This window comes from Mucilaginibacter inviolabilis, from assembly GCF_011089895.1.
In the GTDB taxonomy this organism is placed as follows: Bacteria; Bacteroidota; Bacteroidia; order Sphingobacteriales; family Sphingobacteriaceae; genus Mucilaginibacter; species Mucilaginibacter inviolabilis.
Map to the genome: position 1 here is coordinate 502292 of NZ_JAANAT010000004.1, position 16507 is coordinate 518798.

General features: G+C 43.8%; 14 protein-coding genes. 3 read left to right on the forward strand and 11 right to left on the reverse strand.

Annotation, left to right across the window (positions count from 1 at the left end; genetic code table 11):
- The first annotated feature begins 176 nt into the window (after positions 1-176).
- Positions 177-1640 carry a tagaturonate reductase gene (locus tag G7092_RS25690; protein WP_166094119.1) on the forward strand — a complete coding sequence of 488 codons (1464 nt, stop codon included), beginning with the start codon at positions 177-179 and terminating at the stop codon, positions 1638-1640.
- Between the two features lie 29 nt (positions 1641-1669).
- On the opposite strand, the gene G7092_RS25695 is transcribed toward G7092_RS25690, so the two are convergent.
- The gene (locus G7092_RS25695) at positions 1670-2554 is read right to left on the reverse strand and encodes a cyclase family protein (protein ID WP_166094121.1); all 885 of its coding nucleotides are present in this window, start codon (positions 2552-2554) and stop codon (positions 1670-1672) included.
- A gap of 488 nt (positions 2555-3042) precedes the next feature.
- A complete protein-coding gene (locus tag G7092_RS25700; RefSeq protein ID WP_166094123.1) occupies positions 3043-4425 on the reverse strand; it encodes an MFS transporter in 1383 nt (460 codons plus the stop codon).
- Positions 4426-4791: 366 nt separating this feature from the next.
- Between G7092_RS25700 and G7092_RS25705 the strand changes: the two genes are divergently transcribed.
- Together G7092_RS25705 and G7092_RS25710 are read left to right on the forward strand one after the other, a co-directional pair.
- Entirely contained in the window at positions 4792-6285 is a 1494-nt protein-coding gene (locus G7092_RS25705; protein ID WP_166094125.1) for a flavin monoamine oxidase family protein, read from the forward strand.
- Between the two features lie 377 nt (positions 6286-6662).
- Entirely contained in the window at positions 6663-7637 is a 975-nt protein-coding gene (locus G7092_RS25710) for a metallophosphoesterase (protein ID WP_166094127.1), read from the forward strand.
- Positions 7638-7904: 267 nt separating this feature from the next.
- On the opposite strand, the gene G7092_RS25715 is transcribed toward G7092_RS25710, so the two are convergent.
- From G7092_RS25715 to G7092_RS25755, 9 genes are all read right to left on the reverse strand, one after another.
- On the reverse strand, positions 7905-8291 hold the full coding sequence (locus G7092_RS25715; RefSeq protein WP_166094129.1) for a DMT family transporter: 387 nt from the start codon (positions 8289-8291) through the stop codon (positions 7905-7907).
- A 10-nt stretch (positions 8292-8301) separates the two neighbouring features.
- On the reverse strand, positions 8302-9258 hold the full coding sequence (locus G7092_RS25720; RefSeq protein ID WP_166094131.1) for a sterol desaturase family protein: 957 nt from the start codon (positions 9256-9258) through the stop codon (positions 8302-8304).
- A 125-nt stretch (positions 9259-9383) separates the two neighbouring features.
- Positions 9384-10187, reverse strand: a complete 804-nt coding sequence (locus tag G7092_RS25725; protein ID WP_166094133.1) for an SDR family oxidoreductase — start codon at positions 10185-10187, stop codon at positions 9384-9386.
- A 6-nt stretch (positions 10188-10193) separates the two neighbouring features.
- Entirely contained in the window at positions 10194-11537 is a 1344-nt protein-coding gene (locus tag G7092_RS25730) for an aminotransferase class III-fold pyridoxal phosphate-dependent enzyme (RefSeq protein WP_166094135.1), read from the reverse strand.
- A gap of 14 nt (positions 11538-11551) precedes the next feature.
- A complete protein-coding gene (locus tag G7092_RS25735; protein ID WP_166094137.1) occupies positions 11552-12490 on the reverse strand; it encodes a transketolase family protein in 939 nt (312 codons plus the stop codon).
- Positions 12491-12494: 4 nt separating this feature from the next.
- Positions 12495-13358, reverse strand: a complete 864-nt coding sequence (locus G7092_RS25740) for a transketolase (protein ID WP_317170014.1) — start codon at positions 13356-13358, stop codon at positions 12495-12497.
- A gap of 32 nt (positions 13359-13390) precedes the next feature.
- Positions 13391-14197 carry a cytidylyltransferase domain-containing protein gene (locus tag G7092_RS25745; protein WP_166094139.1) on the reverse strand — a complete coding sequence of 269 codons (807 nt, stop codon included), beginning with the start codon at positions 14195-14197 and terminating at the stop codon, positions 13391-13393.
- A gap of 136 nt (positions 14198-14333) precedes the next feature.
- Positions 14334-15386 carry a UDP-N-acetyl glucosamine 2-epimerase gene (locus tag G7092_RS25750; protein WP_166094142.1) on the reverse strand — a complete coding sequence of 351 codons (1053 nt, stop codon included), beginning with the start codon at positions 15384-15386 and terminating at the stop codon, positions 14334-14336.
- A 226-nt stretch (positions 15387-15612) separates the two neighbouring features.
- On the reverse strand, positions 15613-16455 hold the full coding sequence (locus G7092_RS25755; protein ID WP_235953938.1) for a phosphatidylinositol-specific phospholipase C/glycerophosphodiester phosphodiesterase family protein: 843 nt from the start codon (positions 16453-16455) through the stop codon (positions 15613-15615).
- Positions 16456-16507 lie beyond the last annotated feature (52 nt).

Sequence of the window (16507 nt, forward strand, 5' to 3'; positions counted from 1 at the left end):
ACCGTGCAAACGTTTCCGGGAACGTTTGCACGGTTTTAATGCGGTATATCTTTTTTTTATTAGCTACTTGTACTTAACCTTGTTTAGTAATTAAGCTTTACCGTTGATTTGGTAAGGCTTATTGTCTAATAACTATCAACCAACAAAACCGATAAATCCATTTTTTTATTGAGTACATGATCTTATCAAGATATAATTTAAACAAAATCAATTTGCCGGAGCAGAGCCTTCCTGGCGAGCGAATATTTGAACTTCCTGAAAAAGTGTTACAATTTGGCACCGGAGTGCTTTTACGCGGTTTGCCAGATTATTTTATCGATAAAGCCAATCGTAACGGCATTTTTAATGGTAGAATAGTAGTCGTAAAGTCGACCGATACAGGTTCTGCAACTGATTTTGATAAACAGGATGGTTTGTATACCGTTTACACAAAAGGTATTGAAAACGGAAAAGAAATAAATGAGCAGGTTATATGCTCGGCCATTAGTCGCGTATTATCGGCTACAAACGATTGGAACGCCATTTTAGAAGTTGCTCAAAGTCCTCATTTACAGGTTGTGATCTCCAATACCACAGAAGTGGGTATTAAATTGGTAAAAGAAGATATCAGCAAGCATCCTCCTGAATCGTACCCAGGGAAATTACTGGCTGTTTTATATAAGCGATACCAGGCTTTTAATGGTAGTGCCGATAGCGGATTGATTATTATACCTACCGAGCTGATAACGGATAACGGTAAAAAATTAGAGTCGATCATATTGGAACTGGCACATCTGAACAAGCTGGAGCCTGCATTTATGGATTGGCTGGAAAGCCATAACCGATTTTGTAACTCACTGGTTGATCGTATAGTACCCGGGAGGCCAGATAAGGCCCTTAACGATGAACTGGAAACAAAAAGTGGTTATACAGACAACTTAAGTATCATCGCAGAACCATATAGTCTGTGGGCAATTGAAGGTGATGATCATATAAAATCGGTATTATCATTTTATGAAGCTGATGAAAGTGTTGTCATTACGTCTGACATTGAATTATTCAGGGAACTTAAATTACGCTTACTGAACGGGACGCATAGTTTAAGCTGCGCCTGGGCCATCTTACAGGGTTTTGTCACGGTAAAAGAAGCCATGAGTGATGATGCTTTTTTAAATTTCATCACACCGTTAATATTTAACGAGATATTGCCCGCTATACCCTATAAAATTGATGAAAATATAGCAGTCGATTTTGCCGGCAAGGTGCTCGACAGGTTTCGTAACCCATACATCAGGCATGAATGGTTAAGTATTTCGGTACAATACACTACCAAGATCAAAATGAGGGTGATTCCATTGTTATTGAATCATTATAAGCTAAATAACAGCATCCCGGAGCATATGGTACTGGGCTTTGCTGCTTTCATCCGGTTTATGCAAATCAAATTAAATAACGATGGCCATTACACCGGAAAAATAAACGAGCGGGAGTATCGCGTTACCGATAACCTTGCTGAATACTTTGCAACGGTTTGGACAAATACAGGAGCCGATGAAGCTATACACCACATATTAACTAATACGGAACTTTGGGATACCGATCTTACCACTTTGCCAGGATTTAAAGAAGCAGTAATTGAACGATTTAATAGTTTTAAATAGGCCAAGGGTTCGTCAAACTATATAAGCTGTCAGGAATTAAAACTGGCATAGGCTCTTACCGGGAACGTACCTGCACCTTTAAATTTGGGTGGTACAGCGTTGAATTTGTAGCCACTTTCCGGTAGTTTATCCAGATTGCAAAGGTGCTCAACTATCAATATTTCGGCGCCCAGTAAAGTGGTATGTACCGGGCGGCTTTTGCCCCGGGTATCATCTATGTTGTGGCTATCGATTCCAACCAATTTTACATTGCATTCTTCCAGATATTCGGCGGCCTCAGCGGTAAGGTAGGGATGGCCTTCAAAGTATTGAGGTGTGTTCCAGTGTTTTGCCCATCCAGTATAAACCAATACTGCCTTGTTCCGGATCTCTTTGCCAGTAAAATAGCTCTTGCCGATTTCGGTTGCATTTTCGGCATTAATGGTGATGGCATCAAGATCAGCAAAACGCTCCAGTTCTATTTCGGATAAATCCTTGCCATGCTCAAAACGGTGGAATGGGCAGTCTATATAAGTGCCTGTATTGGTCACCATTTCTATTTTTCCTATCTGGAACTCCGTTCCCGGTTCATAATTGGCTTTGGATTGCTCCCGACTTAGGTAATCGCAAATAATAGGCGAGGGCAGGCCTTTATAAGTAACCAGCCCATCGAAAATGGTATGACTCAGATCGATGTATTTATCATCGGGTAAAATATTAACTGGCTGGCGTTTATGTGGTTCGTCGATGTAGTATTTATTCAGGATAGCAACTTTACCAACCATCAGCAATTGCATATCGTTTACAATATAGTCGGCCAGTTCCTGGTCGCTGATGGTATCGCCGGCAATATCCAGCCGGAAATCCTGGCCCTGGATACCACCGCCATTGGTGAAAGAAATATCAAAATCAAAAACTACTCTTTTATCGGGCATGGTTATTTATTCTGTTTTGGTGATGGGATGAATATGGTCAAAAAAACTTTTTAAACCTCAAATTTTAACAATTTTTTGATCGAAACAGGGGTGAAAACAGCTTGAAAATTATTCAAAACCATCGATTTTAACACTTTTTAACAAATTTCAAGACCGTTTAGATGCGTTTTTTTTGGTTTAAAAAGTATTAAATAATTGATTGTCAAATAACTATATGCCAAACGGGCGGTTTTTGGTCTTGTTTCCACCTTAACAAAACAGCCCGGATGCCTTATAAAAAGACATCCGGGCTGTTGATTGATATAAAGATACGGAAAATTTTAGTAGGATAAAAGTTTCAGAGTGTCATTGCGAGCGTAGCGTGGCAATCGCGAACTATACCTTGGGGCTCTGTATAGCATGCGATTGCTTCGTCGTTCCTTCTCGCAATGACATGGTTTTATTGTCATTTATTCTGCTCGTGGTAATATGCCGGGCTGAGGCATTCGCTATTTACTTATCTTCAGATACCGGTAAATCAACAAAAGGATACAAACAATAGCAGCTGCCGAAATAAGGGAGCTTATGGTGATGGCATGTACTATAGCCCCGGGACCTCCATTGGTCATGGCACCAAATACAGCTACCCCCATAGCACCTGCGGCCTGGCGTGTAGTGTTTAATACGGCTGATGCGGTACCCGAGCGGGTTTTGGCCACGGTGGATAGGATGCCTGTTGTCATGGCTGGTACAGCAAGCCCCATACCCAGGGGAATAATAATAAAGGGAAAAAACAGTTGCCAGTAGGGTGTATGGGCGTGAGCGATGAGCAGCCCCGCATAACCGATAGCTCCAATAGTGAGCCCGGTGATGATGGGTACGCGCGTACCATATTTAGCCATGAGCCTGGCACTGATGAGGTTAGAGATGATAAATCCGGCAGTAAGCGGCAAAAAGGCCATGCCCGCGGTAAGCGAAGGATAGCCAAGCACATTTTGCAGGTATAGGCTCAGTACAAAAACGGTTCCGTAATAGGTGGCATTCAATACAATGCCTTGCAGTACCAGCACATTAAAAACCGGCGACTTAAACAGATCAAGCGGCAGGATCGGGGATTTGGCTTTTTGTTCTATCCGCAGAAAAATGATGAACATGACGGCGCTGAATATCAACGCGCCGTATATGATGGGATTGTTAAACCCGAGGTGGTGCAGTTCAATAATGGCGGCGATAAGCGCTGTAAGGGCCAGCATCCAGGTAAACTGACCGGGAATATCGAAGCCTTTATTGGTGTGTTTTTCACTTTCGGTAAGCTTGATACTGAGCAGGATGCCGATCAGGCAAATAGGGACGTTTACAAAGAATATCATCCGCCAGTTGCTCACATGCATCAGCAGACCACCCAGGATGGGGCCTGCGGCTATGGATACACCGCCGGCGGCTGTCCACCAGGCTACAGCCTTGCTTCGTTGGGTAGGTTCATGAGCAAAACTTTGGTTTAAGATAGATAGCGAGCTGGGGATCATGGCTGCCGCCCCAACACCCTGCAACACCCGGAAGGCGATCAAACTAAACGGGTTCCAAGCAAAGCCACAACCTGCCGAGGCGATGCCAAATACCAGTAAGCCAAACTGAAAAAGTCGTTTTGAGCCCAGCAGGTCGCTCATGCCACCTGCCGAAAGCATCAGCACCGCAAAGGCGATGGTATAGGCGTCAACAATCCACTGCAGCTCGCTGATATCAGCCTTGAATGAGGCAGATATTTGCGGCAGCGCAATGTTCACAATGGATACGTCCAGTTGTGATACCACAAAGGCCAGACTGGTAGTGCCTACTATAAAAATAAAGGGTGATTTTGTTTGGTGTCCTTTGCTTATCGCCGTCCCTGTCATAATCTGCAGATGTTGATTTACAACACAAAGATACCTCCTGCTAAACCATTACAGTTCGGTTTTAAATGAAATGTGATATTCATATTGAATATGGATAAATGTTTTAATTGCTTTTTTATCAAACACTTTGTATAGTGTATTTTGTCTCCTCAGGGTCTCTCGGAGAGGACCCTGAGGCATCCTGCAATTCACATCATTTTCTGCTATCCTATTTAATTATTTATATTTAGATGTGTCTGTCAAAATCAATCATTAACTTACGGAAGCTGCTTGGTTTATAACAATTTAAGAACCACAGGGTACTCTTCGAGAGACCCTGAGAGGACGGGAATCAGACCAATTCATTTACCTTATAAAAACAATACGATGGCTAACATCAAACGAAGGGTATTTATCAAAAGCACTTTGCTGGCTGGTGCCGGTACTGTTTTAGGTCGGCAGATCATCAAGGCGGCAGAAGTAAGTGGTACAAGCACCGTAGATAAGCCCATATCAGCAAGCGGTAAAAAAGTTATTGTAGCAGGTGCGGGAATAACCGGCTTGTGCTGTGCTTACGAACTGATGAAGGCCGGGCACGAAGTAGTTGTACTGGAAGCCAGCGGCCGTTATGGCGGGCACGTATTTACCGGGCGCGATGGTTTGTCTGATGGTCTTTATGCCGACTATGGGGCCGATCATATCACCAAGCCGGGCTACGAGCGTTTTTTTGAATATGTGGAGGAGTTTAAACTTAAAGCTATCCCATATCCGCATGCCGAAGGCTCAGAGGCCGCGCCGGATAATCATACCCTGAAAATGATAGATGGCAAATTTTATACACCCGAAATGATGAAGGATCCTGCGGTGCTGGCCAAATTCGGGTTTAATGAAAAAGAGATCAAATTTCTTTCGGAAAATCCGATGTATGCGCTGAGCGATTTCTACCTGAAGCCATATTGGAGCAAGTTTACCGATTCCTACCAGCCCTTTGGTGTGGGTTATGATGATTATGACCAGATAGCCATAGCCGAGATCTATAAAAAAGAAGGTGCTTCGACAGGAGCGCTTAAGTTTTTAGGCGGAAGTACTACCAATGCCCTGTACGCGCTTTGGAGATCGGCTATCATGAAATCCCGCGGAATACCGCCATCAGAAGGAGATACTTATCACCTGAAGGATGGTAATGAGCAATTGCCCATCGCTTTTGCCAAACGCCTGGGTGCAAGGGTAAAACTCAACCATCCGGTTACGGCTATTAAACATGATGCCGCTGGTGTAACGGTATCATACAAAGCCTATGGTACTGCTCAAATTTTGGAAATGAAAGCCGATTTCCTGGTGAACTGTATCACGCTGCCGATTTTTAAAAATATCCCGGTTAGCCCGCCGTTGTCGCCGGCTAAGCAGTATGTGGTTAACCGCATGGGTTATTCTTCACATCCTTTTTATGTGTTTGAGGCCAGTTCCAGGTTCTGGCTCGATGACGGGTTTAAAACCATCAATATGGAGTTTGAACACCCGGATATTTCATCGATATGGGAAGAAACCAACGAGGTAGATACCCGGCGGGTGATCCTGAAAGCTTTTGGTCCGGGTGGTATTTCGCCCGAACGTGTACTGGCTGCTTTTCGCTCTGTCTATCCGGGTAAACATGATACGATAGAGCAGGCCCTGACTTTCGACTGGACAAAGGACCGCTTTGCCCCGGCTTGCGAAATGCAGCCTTTCCCGATAGGTACCATGCGTAAATTTTGGCCGCAGGTGATGCTGCCTGAGGGGCGTATTTATTTCGCGGGTACTTACGCCGATAATATGAGCCGGGGGATGGAATCATGTATCCGCTCGGCACAGCGGGTAGCGCAGGAGATTGGCAAGGTGTGATGGAACCTTACTATATATTAGCCAGGCGTATAGCCGACTCACCCGGTCTATGCTTCGCTGGACCGCCCTCTCTCCGGCTTTGCCGCAAAGAGGGTACTTTCTTTTATATTTTTGTCGTCCTGAGGAACGAAGGATCTATTCTACAATTGAAAAGTTCAATAATAGATGCTTCACTCCGTTCAGCATGACAAATCTTTTTCCCCTCTATGCGCAAAGCGGAGAGAGGGGTGACGAGCGTAGCGATGTCGGGGTGAGTCGATACCCTATTTCAATGGAGTTTACAATTTATTAAACATTTCTTATCCTTTTGTGCTGCGCTTTCTTTAATATCTTAGGCTCCTTAAAACCGGTATTTAAGCAACGGTTTTGCCTGACATATGAAACGCAGAGAATTTGTAAAAAACGCTACGCTTACTGCTCTTGGAACATCATTAATTGGTCCTTTAGAGGCTTTTGCTGATGAAAAGATTACGCACCTGGGCAGTGATGATGTATCGCCCAGGGCAGCCCTGGCCGATGAATTTAAGCTGCACTTTTTGGCAGTTGGCGATTGGGGGCGTAACGGTGAATATGATCAGGCCGAAGTTGCTAAACAAATGGGGCAGTGGGCCACCACGCATCCCAATGATTTTGTGATATCGGTAGGGGATAATTTTTATCCTAAAGGCATCATCAGCGAAATGGATCCGCAGATACATTACTCTTTTGAAAATATCTATACCGCGCATTCTTTACAGTGCGACTGGTACCCGGTTTTAGGCAATCATGATTACCTGACCGATCCCGACGCGCAGATTCGTTACAGCAAGGTAAGCCGCCGGTGGAACATGCCGGCGCGCTATTATTCTAAAGAAGTTTCGCTGGGTAAAGAAAAGGGCAGTGCTCTGTTGGTGATGATTGATACCGACCCCATGCTGCATGAGCATTTGAAAGATTACGTAACCACACAAATGGACTGGCTACGTAAAACCTTGAAAGAAGCATCAGCCGATGTGAAATGGAAAATAGTGATTGGGCATCATCCGTATTATACGGTTGGTCCGCGTATCGCCAACTTTGATACTTTAACTGTACGAAAAATATTACCGCAGATATTTGAAGAGCACAAGGTTGACGTTTATCTCTCGGGTCACGACCATTCCCTGCAACACCTGAAACCAGAAGGTTTTACACATCAGTTTATTTCGGGCGCAGGTTCGGAGCTGACTCCGGTAACCGCTGGCATCCCGTACAGCAAGTTCCAGGCTTCGGAGCATGGTTTTATGGCTTTTTCGGTAAATGCCAATAAGTTTAATGTAAAAGCCATTAACCAGGTAGGTAAGGTGATCTACGAAACGGAATTGACGAAGTAGTTTTTAGTCCATGGTCCATAGACGATGGTCCATGGCTTATGGATAGTGGTTCATAGTTCATGGACAATAGTTCATAAACCATGATCAAAAACCATCATGTCATTGCGAGGAGGAACGACGAAGCAATCTCGTCGTATGTATAAACGCGAGGAGATTGCTTCACTCCGTTCGCAATGACATGGTTTTATATTTTGTCCTTGCTCTAAAAGTCTTTGTTTCTTACTCTTTCAGTCCTTGCTCCCAAAATCCTTGCTCCAAAATCCTCCCTTAAGGTACCTGATTAATATGCGATACCGAGAATTTTAGCCCCATGATGCCTATCATGATGAGAGAGATGAAGAAAGCTTCGGTCCAGGTGATGGTTTTGTTGAAGAAGGCCATTTCGGCGATTTTGATGAATACCAGCGTGGCGGCGGTCCAGATGGCATATGCGGTGGCTGTGGAGAGCTCTTTGATGGCCAGGGAGAAGAAATATACGTTACACACTCCAAACAGGATATAGCCCAGCAATGGCGCCAATAAAGGGAAGCTTACATCAACCCGGTAAAAGTTGTGCCAGGTAAGCAGTTTAAGATCGCTTAATTTAAAGTACTTTACCGAAAATGTCCATGCGGTTTCAAATACTGCTGCTATGATGATGTATATCCAGGCCAATTTTATCGGGTTATTGCAAAATTTCCTCTTGCGGGTGAGTGGTTATGGTTGTATCTATGGTTGCAGATGGGGGTAAAGCATCTGCTTTTGAATAATGTTTTTGCCATGGTGATAACAACAAAGATAAAATAGCCGGGCGTAAATTATAGTAACGTTCAAACCATTTATATTTCAGTAGCTTTTTTTCGTCGAAACGTTTCACCGAAAAGGCGTGCTGCATAAAATAATCTCTGGGGTATTCGTAACCCAGTCCCCAGTTTTCGCGTTCATTGCCAGGCGGATGTCCCGGATCGTAAGCGCTGCCAAACAGGTGATCCCATATCGAAAATTTGGTAGCAAAATTGGCATGGAAAACTTCGATGTAGTTGGCATGGTGCCACAAATGCAGCTCGGGTGTGTTGAGGATGTATTTGAGCTTGCCCAGTTTTACGTTCACATTGGCGTGTATAAACATGCCAAACATGGCATCCAATAGGGCCTTGATGGGTATTACAGCCGGATCAGCACCTAATAAAATAATGGGTGCAAACTCAATGGTTTGGTTAATGATAATTTCGATGATATGCGAGCGCGAGCCGGATAAAAAGTCGACCTCTTTGCCTGAGTGGTGTGCCTCATGGGTACGCCAAAGAAACTTGCTGCGATGCTGTAAGCGATGAAACAGATAGATATACAAGTCGTGCGTCACCAGGAAAAACAATACCTGCACAGCGATTGGCCAATGGGCTACAAACTGAAAGGACGACCAATCCAAATGGTGCTGAATAGGGGCGATGATATAATCAAATATCAGGATCTTTAAAAAATAGCTTTGAATGAGCGTATACCATACCAAATCGATCCAGAAACCTTCTCTGAAAAATTTTAGCCCTTTACGGTATGGCGATACCCGTTCCCAGGTAATAATGAATATTACCCACAAAACCAGTATCGTAGTGGTAATGGTAAGTAGTTTTTCCTGTGGCATTTTCTTTATTATCAAGTAGTTAAGCTAGTATCAAGTAGCTAGTATCAAGTATCAAGATTTTTTAAATTATGCATATAAGAAAATGAGGTCTTGATACTTGATACTAGCTACTTGATACTAAAAAGCTATATCGCTGTCCATCCGCCGTCAACTACGAGGTTGGCGCCGGTCATGTAGGCGGAGGCATCGCTGGCTAAAAATATCAGCGCGCCCTGGTAATCGTTAGACTTTGCCATACGGCCCAGTAATGTTTTGGCCGAATAGTTCTGTACAAAAAAATCGTTCTGGTTATTCTCTACACCACCCGGCGACAGGGTATTTACCCGTACCCCTTTATTACCCCAATAGGCAGCCAGAAAACGGGTGAAGTTGATGACCGCACCTTTGGTTACCGGGTAAGCTGCCGATTTATAAAAATCCTGTTCGCCCTGTGGGTTTTTGTATATGGATTGGTCGGGACCTACCATACCATAGGTAGATGCCACATTGATGATACTGCCCGAACCCTGATCGGCCATCACGGTACCAAACACCTGTGAGCACAAGAATACGCCGGTCACATTTACATTCAGCGATTGCTGAAATGCCGCGAGCGGATAGTTTTCAAATGCCGAAAGCTCTTTGGCCATAGCCGGGTTTTCGAACATATCATTAATGGCAGCGTTATTCACCAGTATATCTATACTGCCGTAGCGGGTTAGTATCTGTTCGCGGGCAATTTCCAGCGAATGTTTGCTGGTTACGTCAATCTTTAAACCGCCGTGCTGTGCGCCAAGCTTTGCGGCAAAGGCTTCCACCTTTTTTTCGTCCATATCGGCAGCCACCACATTAGCACCGGCCAAAGCCAGCGCTTCGCAATGCTTTTGCCCGATAAGGCCTAGTGCCCCGGTCACGATAGCCGTTTTTCCCTGTAATGAAAATAGTTCCATATATTTTTATAACGCGGCGGTTTTTGGCTTGATGTTATAGTTGTTCACTTTGCGGAAAACAGCCTCCAGTACTTCGCCTTTTAGATAGCTTTTCACATCGCCGCTTAAAATGGCTTCTTTTACCAGTTGTAATACGTCGCGGTAGGCTAAAAGCGTATAATCAATATCTTCAGAATTATGGCTGAAACACATATTGTGGAAACCGGCCCAAAGGATACCGCGTTTAATCATTTCCTGCTGCATCAGGGTTTTTAGTTCCAGTGCATTGCCTGCTTCGGGTGTAAAAGTTACCATACTGCGGCAGTTATAACCTATGCAGCGGGTATATTTATCCATACCTAATGATATGGCTATCTCGTTATAACCGTCTTTTAGCAAGGCGCCATGCTGATCAAGGTATTGTGGTACTTTTTTATCGCGCAGCTCATTGATGGTAGCTATACAGGCTGCTAATGATAAAGCTTCACCGCCAAAGGTGGTATAGCTAAATACTTCGGAATTGAAGAGTTCCATCACATCTGCACGGCCGGTAAGCAAGGCTATAGGCATACCATTAGCGCAAGCTTTGGAGAATACTGCCAAATCGGCCTTTACGTTAAAATATTCTTGCGCACCGCCCAGGGCAATACGGAAGCCGGTCCACATTTCATCAAAAATGAGCAGGGTACCATTTTCGCGGCATACTTCGGCCAGTTCCTGTAAAAAGCCTGGTTTGGGGGCTTCGAAAATAAAAGGCTCCAATATCAGGGCAGCAACGCTTTCGTCTAAGGCTGCTTTTATCGATTCGATGTCGTTGTATTCAAAAGTGTAGGTAAGATCCTGTATGGCGCCGGGAATACCTGCATTGCGGCTGGTGATACCGATGTACCAATCGTGCCAGCCGTGGTATCCGCAGCAAAATACTTTATCGCGGCCGGTGAATGCACGGGCAACACGTATAGCGGCCGAACAAACATCGGCGCCTGTTTTTGAGATTTTAACCGCCTCGGCATTCGGGATCACCTGTTGTACCAGTTCAGAAAGCTCCACTTCCAGCGGGTGCATCAGCGAAAAGGTGATACCATCATTCAGTTGTTCGCGGATAGCATCATCAACAACCGGGTAAGCGTAACCTAAAGAGATAGGGCCAATAGCCGAATTATAGTCGATATATTCATTGCCGTCCGCATCCCAAACGTGTGATCCTTTACCTTTTACCAGGTATTTGGGTGCTACGCCTTTGCTAAACTGCCCCGGACCTTTAGCCAGGGTTTGGGTTACAGGTTTTTGAACTTTTAACGCGCGGTTGTATATTTTGTCCGACTCAGTGATGTCGGGATAGTTATTGTTTAACTGTATTTTATTAGCCATGGTTAATTCTTTTTTTATTCTGAAAATTCAGGGGTTAATATAGATGGTTGTGAGTACCCGGTTTGATAGCCTAATATCCGCTCGGCTATTTGTTTGCCCGAGAAACCTTCATTTTGTAATACATCGGGTAATAATGCCGGTCTGAACCATCTTTCTTTTAAGGCGATAGGCATCACTTTGGCGGTGGTTTGGTATTGCAATAATACTTCGGCTACAATGGTGTATAAGCCGCCGGTCAGGAAATGATCTTCGAGGGTAACTACGAGATTGCTGCTGGCTGCTACTTGCAGAATGATAGCCTCGTCAACCGGTTTAAGGCTGCGCATGTTCACCAGGCCAACTGATAAACCTTCGTTTTTCAATACTTCAACAGCAATAAGCGCCTGCTCAAACATCAATCCGTAGGTTAAAATGGTTACATCAGTGCCTGAAGAGATTACCTCGGCTTTGCCTAATTCAAAAGGCGCATGCACGTGACTGGTTTTACGGGTGTTGATGCGGGTGTACGCTGGGTTAGGCGATTTCCAGATCTCTGGTAACATTTTTACCAGGTCGTCCTCATCAGCGGGGGCAAATACGGTTACGTTGGGAATGCCCCGCATAATGGAAATGTCTTCAATAGCCTGGTGGGTAGGGCCGTTGGCGTCTGATAAAAAGCCGGGGATAAAACCGCTTAGTTTACCCGGTAAATTGGCAATACCCAGGTCGGTACGTACAAATTCAAAAGCGCGCATGGTTAAAAACGCCGCTAAAGCATGTATCACAGGCCTGCGGCCGCGCAGGGCCAAACCCGCTGCTGCACCTATCATAGTTTGCTCGGTAATGCCGGTATCAATAAAACGTTTACCCAAAACGGCAGGCAGGTTACGTACCAGCGCACGGTTTTCGGCTGTCATCACTATTACCTGTTCATCGTTCAGGGCCGTTTCGGTTAGTAATTCTTCGTAGGTCATGGGGTTATCTGACAATTAAAGTTTCTGATGTTAATGATGTGGTGTGTTCACCATGCAATTCCAGTAAAAGCTGCTCAACTTCGTCGGCCGAGAAATTGCAGAACCAACGGTCGGCGCGTTCCTGTATGCTGGGTAAACCTTTGCCTCTTATGGTATCAGCAATAACCACGTTGAGCTTACCTTGCTGAAAAGGGTAGGCGCTGAAAGCCTCGTGTAACTCGGTATAGCTATGTCCGTTGATGCGTTTCACTGCTGCGCCAAATGATTCAAATTTTTGTGCTAAAGGTTCCAATGGTATCAGGTCTTCGGTACGCATATTAGCTTGGAAATGGTTACGGTCGATCACGAAGATCAGGTTATCCAAAGCATAGGCATTAGCTACCAGAACCGCTTCCCAGCAAGTGCCTTCGTTTAGCTCGCCATCGCCCATAATGCAGATCACTTTGTTGCTGCTACCGCTGATTTTCAGGTCCAGAGCAACACCTATAGCTACCGAAGGTAAATGTCCCAGGGACCCTGAATGAAACTCCACTCCGGGAATATGGGTATTGGGGTGCCAGTAAATATGGTCGTTCAAAGAAAGATGATTGTTTAGTCTTTCTTTTTCCATGAAGCCCAATTCTACCAGTGTGCCGTATAGGGCAGGTACATCATGGCCTTTTGACAGGAAGAGGTAATCCCTGTCGGCATCTTTTAAGTTTGCGGGGGTAAGGTTCAAAAATTCGCTGTACAAATAAACGATCATATCAACTGCCGATAATGAGGCGCCTGTAAAGCAGCCGCCGGCGGTTGACATGCGTACAATATGTTCGCGTACTTTTAATGCTACGGCTTGTAAATCCTGTTCGCTATGTTTTGTGTTTTCCACGGGGTAATGGTTATATGGGTAAATTTAAATATTTATTGGCTAACCGGGGCCTGTTTGGTTTGCTCCGGTTGTATGGTTTTTAACTCGTTTAAGTGATTACGGTACCAGTTTACACCGGCATAGCTGGCATTGATCTGGTAGATCTCCGGTTTGCGATCCAGCAGATCCAGAATATCAGCACATGAAAAGTTTTTGTTTGCAGGATAAAGTTCTTCAAACACCCTTTTGATGAATAGGTAGTCTTCCTGGTAATCAATGGTGAAACGGTGCGACATGGAATAATCCAAACCGGTTTCCCAGGTCACATTGTCAATATTGAACAATTGCGGGTTTTCCCAGATATAAGGAGTAGTATGTTCCAGCTCCAGCTGTTTCTCCGCATTTTCCCAGGCTTGTTTCAGGCATGACATAGTCATGATCTCTACATCATTACCATCGGGCCAGGTAGCCGGATGCAGGTTACTTACATAATCGGGGATGTTAGCCTGCTCAAAAAAATAAGTAAGCACACGGTCTATAGCTTGCGGATCTATCAGCGGACAATCAGAAGGGATTTTGAGTACTACATCTGCATGGTGCAGCAGTGCAGCCTGATAGTGCCTGTCGAGCAGGTTATTCTGATCGCCCCGGTAACAAGGTATATTTAGCAAGCGTGCTTCCTGTTCAATAATATCATCCTCAGAATTAACAGATGTAGCAATAACAAAAACGGCCTTATGCTGTATCATCTGCAGGCGTTCTACCATCATAGCCAATATGCTTTTACCTAAAACAGGTAACAACACCTTGCCGGGTAAACGGGTTGATGCCATACGGGCCTGTACAATGATAACTACCATTTTTTAATTATTGAATTAGTGATTTAGTGAATTATTGATTTTTTACTTGAGTTTAAAATTTGGATTCTGTCTTTACTACCTAGTTCCTTATTCCAAAAATCCTTGTTCTTTGCTCTCCCAATCCTTGTTCCAAAAATTAATAATTAGCCACTAGTTTTTTGGCATAAAAAGGAATGCCCTGTGTGTTTAAAGCTTTTTGCACATCAAAATTTTCGGGTATACCCATGTGATTAATATAGGCCCGGCATACCTGAGCTATTTTATTTGCTGAAATGCCCCCGTTTTGAAGCGGGGCCAGTCTTTTTAGCTCGTCAACATCAAACCAGGAATGTACCGGTTTACCTAAAGCTATACCTGTATATACTACGGTTGAGTATTGAGTAATGAGCTCGCAGCAATTGGCTATCATTTGATTGGTGTTACCCGATTTAAAGATCATAGTATTTGCCGGAGCATATTTCCTGATCTCTTTTTCGGCACGTTCTGCGTCTTCATTTGGGTGCAATTTGAAAAGCAATGGTCTGCCATTGGCTATTACTACTGCTTTTTTAATAAAGGCCGGACGGTTCTCAAAACGATAGGTTTCGCGCATATCGGTGGTAGCAACCATCACATAATCGCGGTGCGGGAAGTCATTATCCCTAAATTGCTCCAGGTTATCATAATTAGGCATACCGGTTACCGCTATCTTGCGCTCCTCGGTGCCGTTTTTTATAAAGTACTGACGATAGCCAGGTGATGCTGAGCAATAGATATCGCACACGTTTGATGAACCGTTTAATGAAGTGTTGCCGCATAAAAAAGTAGGCAGCTTCAGCGTCTTTACTATTTTACTCAGCAGCGTATATTTATCAACCATACCCTCCTGTACCCAAACCGTTTTGGTTTTACGCATGCGCCGCGGTACTAATATATCTGAGCAAAAAACTACCAGGTCATACTGGTTTAATCTTGCTCCGTAATCAATTTGCAGCCCGTGTTGGTGCAGGTATTTTTCGGAGTTGGTACGATAGTAGTTGGATAATATTGTACCGTTAAGAAATGAGGTATGATTAATTAATAAGTTTAGTATATAGTTGTCTGTAAATAGCTGACTGAACCAGCAATCAAACTCGGGAAGTTCGTTTGCTATCTGGTGCATTTGTGATGTTTGGTTTATAGAACCGGTTATAAACAGTATTTTCTGCATTTATAGTAAGATCACTAATTGTTAAGGCAAATGTTATCTGTTATGGTGTGCTTAACTTAATGATTATAAAATATTTATAATAAATTATATCTCATGTATCAGTAAAACCATAGCAATGGATTAAAAGTATGGCTGCTACTTTTATATATTGCTAATTTAAAGTTATAAAATAGTTAATTATATATGGAGATAATTTTAATTTTAACTTTAAGATTACAATTTAACCTTACTTTGCATTGGCTGAAAACGCGACGCGCTTGGTCAAAAAGTTTTTAAGTTCAGGAAGTTTATCCGTATTGATCAGATCGACACCACAGTCGAGTAATTCATTCCAAACCACCGGTTTTTCGGGCGATGCCCATAGGCGTACCTTTTTGCCATACCGGTGTGCCATACTTACATATTTACATAAACGTTGCTTTTGTAAAACGGGGAAGGTTCCGTTGCCATTCCAATTCACCAACCGCGAGTATTTGCAGCTTGCTGTACGGTAAATATTTGTTGATGAAGTGTCCTGCTGAACCTTCATTAGGTCCTCATCAATAAATGCCAAACGGTTTTGCTGGTTTTTCAGGATATCAAAGGGCTTATTACCGGTTATCACAATGGTGATCTGGCGCTGAACAAATATACCATTTTCGTAACCCGAAAGTATGTTTTTATATTTTTCAAGTACTTCAGACAGCGCTTCGTATGTTTTAGCCGCGTTTGATTTGATATCGATCATCAGCGTAATAGGGTAAACAATGCGGGATTCCTGCTCGTTTGAGCCATTGATACAACTAGCCAGCGGATCAAGGTAAAGGCTTTCCAGGGTCCGGTGCCTTTTTAAAACCGGTAACATATGAGCTACAATAAGCTTTCCGTGCCGTAAATAGATATCAGCTTCTATATGGGTATACCCGTTATCCAAAGCATCGTACAAGGGGCGTTTGTGCCAATAATCATTATGGGCAAAAGCGTTGGCGAGCGGGACATTTTGGGAGTAGGAGTTAAAGGCAGTAAATGCGAGTAGAACTAAGAACAATAATTTCAGGTGCTTTAGGCAAAAGCTTGCTGCTTGCATCATTAATTGTTTTTGTTGCACAAAGCTACCTGTTAAATGTGTTTTAAATATTAGC